The 5860-nt window shown below is 73.2% G+C and carries 7 protein-coding genes; 3 read left to right on the top strand and 4 right to left on the bottom strand.

Annotation, left to right across the window (positions count from 1 at the left end; translation table 11 throughout):
• The 3 genes from VGD85_RS19030 to gcvT all read right to left on the bottom strand — a co-directional run.
• Positions 1-425, bottom strand: a 425-nt coding sequence (locus tag VGD85_RS19030) for a hypothetical protein (RefSeq protein WP_331065000.1), incomplete at its 3' end; no start/stop codon positions are given.
• Positions 426-495: 70 nt separating this feature from the next.
• Positions 496-753: a hypothetical protein gene (locus VGD85_RS19035; RefSeq protein ID WP_331065001.1), complete on the bottom strand. Its 258-nt coding sequence runs from the start codon at positions 751-753 to the stop codon at positions 496-498.
• Between the two features lies 1 nt (position 754).
• A complete protein-coding gene (gcvT, locus tag VGD85_RS19040) occupies positions 755-1870 on the bottom strand; it encodes a glycine cleavage system aminomethyltransferase GcvT (RefSeq protein WP_331065002.1) in 1116 nt (371 codons plus the stop codon).
• Between the two features lie 42 nt (positions 1871-1912).
• On the opposite strand from gcvT, the gene VGD85_RS19045 reads away from it, so the two are divergent.
• The gene (locus VGD85_RS19045; RefSeq protein WP_331065003.1) at positions 1913-3412 is read left to right on the top strand and encodes a leucyl aminopeptidase; all 1500 of its coding nucleotides are present in this window, start codon (positions 1913-1915) and stop codon (positions 3410-3412) included.
• A 31-nt stretch (positions 3413-3443) separates the two neighbouring features.
• On the opposite strand, the gene VGD85_RS19050 is transcribed toward VGD85_RS19045, so the two are convergent.
• Positions 3444-3812 carry a hypothetical protein gene (locus VGD85_RS19050; protein ID WP_331065004.1) on the bottom strand — a complete coding sequence of 123 codons (369 nt, stop codon included), beginning with the start codon at positions 3810-3812 and terminating at the stop codon, positions 3444-3446.
• A gap of 113 nt (positions 3813-3925) precedes the next feature.
• Between VGD85_RS19050 and lpdA the strand changes: the two genes are divergently transcribed.
• Entirely contained in the window at positions 3926-5305 is a 1380-nt protein-coding gene (lpdA, locus tag VGD85_RS19055) for a dihydrolipoyl dehydrogenase (RefSeq protein WP_331065005.1), read from the top strand.
• A gap of 42 nt (positions 5306-5347) precedes the next feature.
• Positions 5348-5860 (top strand): biotin/lipoyl-containing protein (locus VGD85_RS19060; RefSeq protein WP_331065006.1); only part of this gene is annotated, 513 nt, incomplete at its 3' end.

Consider the following 5860-nt stretch of genomic DNA (forward strand, 5'->3'; position numbering starts at 1 on the left):
AGGACGTCGGACACCTGGACCTCCGCGAGGTCGGCCCCGAAGCGCAGCACCAGGGTCTCCCGGTCGGTCGCCGCCAGGCCGGCCAGCTCGGCCACGAGCGCCCGGCGCAGCAGCACGGCCGGCGGCGAGTCGACCGACGCGATCACCCCGGGCGACTCCGGCGACTCGGGCGGCTCGGGCGCCTGCGCTGCGTCGGGACGGCGCCGCCGCTGCGCGCGATGCCACCGGTCCAGCACCTCGCGGTAGACCACCACGTCGACGTCGTCGGCCTCGAGCACCTCGTCCCACGCCTCGTAGCAGCGGGCGAGCGCGAGGCGCGCGAGGTCCTCGGCGTCCCCCTGCGGACAGCCGACGAGCACCAGCGTGCGCACCACGAACGGCCACCGCGCCGCCAGGTACGCCGCGAAGTCGGCGTCGTTGCGCATGCGCCCATCCAACCCCTCGACGGGGCGGCCGACCAGAGCAGAAAGGACCGGCTGCGCGTCCTTCAGTCGGCTAGGCGTGCAGGGACATCGGGCCGTAGACCCGGCGGTCGTGCTCGAACAGCGTGACCGCGTCGACGCCCTCGGCGGCGAGGTCCGGCCAGGCCTCACCCACCCAGGACTCGGCGTCCGCCTGGTTGGCGAACCGCTCGTCGGCCAGGTCCGGGCCCACGCTGACCTCGTTGCCGGCTGCGTCCTCCAGGCGCCACCACCAGGGCCGTTCGGCGGGCGAGGGCGGCCGGAACGTCGGCGGCTGGTCGGGCAGGTTCATCTCACGACTCCCGCACGGACGGGTCGAGGAACGGCGGCTTGGTGAGCTGGAAGACCTCCCGGCGGCCCCGGATGTCCACGCCGACCTCGGCGTCGGGGTCGACGAACGCCGCGACCAGTGCGAGCCCGATGCCCTTGCGCAGCGTCGGCGAGAACGTGCCCGACGTGATCTCGCCGAGCAGCACGTCGGGGGTGAGGCTGACGCTCATGTGCGGTCGCGGGATGCCGCGGCCGGTCGCGACCAGCCCCCGCAGCAGCCGCTTGGGCCCCTCGGCCTTCTCCGCGGTCAGCACGTCGCGGCCCCAGAACGCGTCCTTGCGCCAGCCGACGGCCCAGCCCAGGCGCGCCTCGTTGGGCGTGACGTCCAAGGAGATGTCCTGGCCGTGCAGCGGATAGCCCATCTCCGTGCGCAGCGTGTCGCGGGCACCGAGCCCGCACGGCAGCATCCCGAAGGGCTCGCCGGCGGCGAGCAGCGCGTCCCAAAGCGGCTCTGCGACCGCGTTGGGCGCGATCAGCTCGTAGCCGCGCTCGCCGGTGTAGCCGGTGCGGCACACCACGACGGACTCGTCGGCGAACGTCGCCTGCGCGAACGCCATGTAGTCGTGGCCGGTCGGCAGGCCGACCGCGTCGAGCACCTCGTCGGACCGGGTGCCCTGGACGGCGAGCACGACGAAGTCCCGGTGGCGGTCGGTCACCGTGACCCCGTCGGGCGCGGCCGCGGCGAGCCGGCGTACGACCTCGGCGGTGTTGGCGGCGTTGGGCACCAGCAGCACGCGGTCGTCGCTGTAGCGGTAGGCGATCAGGTCGTCGACGATGCCGCCGGTCGCGTCGTCGCAGCACAGCGTGTACTGCGCCTGTCCGGGCCCGATCCGGTCGAGGTCGTTGGACAGCGTGCTGTTGACGAACGCCGCGGCGCCCGGACCCTCGACCAGGGCCTTGCCGAGGTGGCTGACGTCGAAGATGCCGACCGACTCGCGGACGGCCGTGTGCTCCTTGACGACACCGGAGGGGTATTCCAGGGGCATCGACCAGCCGCCGAAGGCGGCGAACTTGGCCCCGAGGGACTCGTGCCGCGCGTGCAGTGGCGAGCGCAGCTCCTGATCGTGGAGGTCCACCATGGTCGCGAACCTACCGCAGCGGGCCCGGACTATCCTGCCCCGGTGACGTCGTACACCCTGCGCAATGCCAGCCCCGCCAAGACCCGGTGCGACGTCGTCGTCGTCGGGGTGGTGCAGGGCCCGAAGGGGCCCACGCTGGCCGACGGGGGCGAGGACGTCGCGCTGGCCTACGGCCGCAAGCTGCGCCCACTGCTCTCGACGCTCGGCGTCACCGGCAAGGCCGGCGACGTCGCCAAGGTGCCCACCAGCGGCGCGATCTCCTCTCCCCTGCTCGTGCTGGTCGGGCTCGGGTCGGAGGCGGGCCCCGTCGCCGTACGCCGGGCGGCGGGCGTCGCGGCCCGCGCGGTCAGCAACGCCGCGTCGGTGGCGGTGGCGCTGCCGGCGGGGACCCCGGAGCTGGTCCGGGCCGTGACCGAGGGCTACGAGCTGGGCGGCTACACGTTCACGACGTACAAGAAGCCGCCGGCGGAGCCGAAGTCGGCCGCCGACGTGATCGTGCTCAGCGCCGCGGCGCGCAAGAAGGAGGTGATCGCCGCCTTCGAGGAGGCGCGCGTCGTCTCCGCGGCGGTCGCCGCCACCCGCGACTGGGTGAACACGCCGCCGGGCGACCTCACGCCGCCGGCGTTCGCCGACACGGTCGTGGCAGCGACCAAGGACCTCACCAAGGGGCGCGGGGCTCCGAAGGTCTCGGTCCGGGTGCTCGACGAGGCCGAGCTCGCCGAGCTGGGTTGCGGCGGCATCCTCGGCGTCGGCGCCGGGTCCGCGGCGCCGCCGCGGCTGGTCGAGCTCAGCTATGCCCCGAAGGGTGCCGACCGCCACCTGGCCCTGGTCGGCAAGGGCATCACGTTCGACTCCGGCGGGCTGACGATCAAGCCCGCCCAGAGCATGAACGAGATGAAGTCCGACATGGCCGGCGCCGCCGCCGTGGTGCAGGCGACGTTCGCGATCGCCCGGTTGGGGCTGCCGCTGCGGGTGTCGACGTACGTGCCGATGGCCGAGAACATGATCAACGGCTCCGCAGCCCGGCCCGGCGACGTGCTCACGATGTACGGCGGGACCACGGTCGAGGTGCTCAACACCGACGCCGAGGGCCGGCTGATCCTGGGCGACGCGTTGGTGCGCGCCACCGAGGCGGAGCCCGACGTCATCGTCGACGTCGCCACGCTCACCGGCCACATGGTCGTCGCGCTCGGCGACCGCGTGGGCGGCGTGATGGGCGCACCCGAGGTCGTCGACGACGTGCTCGCCGCCGCGGCGACGGCCGGCGAGGAGATGTGGCCGATGCCGATCCCCGAGGCGATGCGCGAGCGCATCACGAGCAGCAGGATCGCCGACCTCTCCCAGCACGACTGGATCCGCTGGGGCGGGGGGCTGTTCGCGGCGGCGTTCCTGCGCGAGTTCACCGCCGGGCTGCCGTGGGCCCACCTCGACATCGCCGGACCGGCGTTCAACTCCGGCGGCGCCTGGGGTCACGTCACCGCCGGCGGCACGGGCGTGGCGGTCGCGACGCTCGTCGACTACGCGAGGGCGCTGTCGGCCTGACGGTGGTCGAGCTGCGAGCCTCGAGACCCCGTCAGAGCCCGCCCTCGAGCTTCTTGCGGCGGTTGTAGTCGCGCATCCGCTGCGGGATCCCCACGACGGCCGCGTCGTAGGAGGGGATCTGCTGGCGGTTGCAGAACTCGTGCGCCCACCCGACCGACGGCACCCGCCGTCGCGTCCACTCGCCGTCGTGGGCGACCAGCAGCAAGGTGACGTCGCTGACGGCGGTGCGCGGCTCGACGAAGCCCTCGACACCGCGGCGCTCGGTGACCCAGGTGTGCAGGTGCTCGAGGTCCATCGAGTCCGAGGCGCGCACCCGGGTCGATCCGGTGCGGTAGGCGTCGCGCGCGGGACGCCGCATCTTCGGGCCCGAGCCTCGCCGGAACCGGTCCATCCATGACATGGCGACCAGTGTGCCAACAACCGGGTCGCGGCTCGGGCGGATCGCCGGGAGGTGACCCACCGGTAGGCCCGGGCCGGTGTGGACACGTTGCCCCGAAGTGCAAGGATGGGCCCGTGGCCGACGCCGACTTCGACGTACTCATCCTCGGTGCGGGCTCCGGCGGTTACGCCTGCGCCCTGCGCGCCGCCCAGCTCGGTCTGAGCGTGGGCCTGGTCGAGAAAGCCGACATCGGCGGCACCTGCCTCCACATCGGCTGCATCCCGACCAAGGCGCTGCTGCACGCCGCCGAGGTCGCCGACCAGGCCCGCGAGGCCGAGACGTTCGGCGTCCGCGCCAGCCTCGAGGGCATCGACATGGCGGGCGTCAACGCCTACAAGGACGGCGTGGTCTCGCGGCTGTTCAAGGGGCTCACCGGGCTGATCAAGGGCCGCGGCATCACGGTGGTCGAGGGCGCCGGCCGGCTCACCGGCCCGCGCGCCGTCACCGTCGGCGAGCGCACCTTGACCGGGCGGCACGTCGTGCTCGCGACCGGGTCCTACGCCCGGACGCTGCCGGGCCTGGAGATCGACGGCGAGCGCGTGATCACCTCCGACCACGCGCTACGGCTCGACCGCGTGCCCGGCTCCGTGATCGTGCTGGGTGGCGGCGTCATCGGCTGCGAGTTCGCCAGCGTCTGGCGCAGCTTCGGCGCGGAGGTCACGATCGTCGAGGCGCTCCCCCGGCTCGTGGCGGCCGAGGACGAGGCGTCCTCCAAGGCGCTCGAGCGAGCGTTCCGCAAGCGCAAGATCGGGTTCCGCACCGGCACGCCCTTCCAGAGCGTGAAGACCACCGACACCGGGGTGGCCGTGACGGTCGAGGGAGGCGAGGTCCTGGAGGCCGAGCTGCTGCTGGTCGCCGTCGGCCGCGGCCCGGTCACCGACGGTCTCGGCTACGACGAGCAGGGCATCACGATGGACCGGGGCTTCGTGCTGACCGACGAGCGGTGCCGCACCAACGTCGACGGCGTGTACGCCGTCGGCGACATCGTGCCCGGCCTGCAGCTCGCGCACCGGGGCTTCCAGCAGGGCATCTTCGTCGCCGAGGACATCGCCGGGCTCGACCCGACCCCGATCGACGAGGCCGGCATCCCGCGGGTCACCTACTCCCACCCCGAGGTCGCCTCCGTCGGCCTCGACGAGGCGCGCGCGGCCGCGGCGTACGGCGCCGACGGCATCGAGACCCTCACCTACGACCTGGGCGGCAACGGCAAGAGCCAGATCCTCAAGACGCAGGGCTTCGTGAAGCTGGTGCGCCGCAAGGACGGGCCCGTCGTCGGTGTCCACATGGTCGGCGACCGGGTGGGCGAGCTCATCGGCGAGGCGCAGATGATCTACAACTGGGAGGGGTACCCCGAGGACGTGGCGCCGCTCGTCCACGCGCACCCCACGCAGAACGAAGCCCTCGGCGAGGCGCACCTGGCGCTGGCCGGCAAACCGCTCCACGCCCATTCCTGATCCACGAACCCGATCCACCAGCACCCGAAGAGAAGGAAGTCCATGGCCACCGAAGTCAACCTGCCGGCACTCGGAGAGTCCGTCACCGAAGGCACCGTCACCCGCTGGCTGAAGCAGGTCGGCGACACCGTGGCCGTGGACGAGCCGCTGCTGGAGGTCTCCACCGACAAGGTCGACACCGAGATCCCCTCCCCGGTCGCCGGCACCCTGCTCGAGATCAAGGCGAACGAGGACGACACGGTCGAGGTCGGCGCGGTGCTCGCGGTCATCGGCGACGCGGGCGAGTCCGCCGGCGACTCGGGCGGCCAGGCCGAGCAGCCCGCCCAGCCCGAGCAGCCCGCCCAGCCCGAGCAGCCCGAGCAGCCCGCCCAGCCCGAGCAGTCCGCCCAGCCGCAGGACGAGCAGGAGTCGGAGAAGAAGGCCGAGCAGGAGGAGCAGGTCGCCGAGGAGACCGGTCAGCTCCCGCCCGGCGACGAGACCCCCGAGTCCGAGAAGGGCGACGCCCCCGCGCAGTCCGAGCCCGCGGCCGAGCAGGCTGCGTCCGACGGTTCCTCG

Origin of the sequence: Nocardioides sp. (assembly GCF_036401255.1) — a bacterium.
In the GTDB taxonomy this organism is placed as follows: domain Bacteria; phylum Actinomycetota; class Actinomycetes; order Propionibacteriales; family Nocardioidaceae; genus Nocardioides.

What these genes read in the sequence shown, in the direction of transcription:
- VGD85_RS19035 (WP_331065001.1), bottom strand. Translation starts at nt 753, where the DNA reads ATGAACCTGCCCGACCAGCCGCCGACGTTCCGGCCGCCCTCGCCCGCC.
- gcvT (WP_331065002.1), bottom strand. Translation starts at nt 1,870, where the DNA reads ATGGTGGACCTCCACGATCAGGAGCTGCGCTCGCCACTGCACGCGCGG.
- VGD85_RS19050 (WP_331065004.1), bottom strand. Translation starts at nt 3,812, where the DNA reads ATGTCATGGATGGACCGGTTCCGGCGAGGCTCGGGCCCGAAGATGCGG.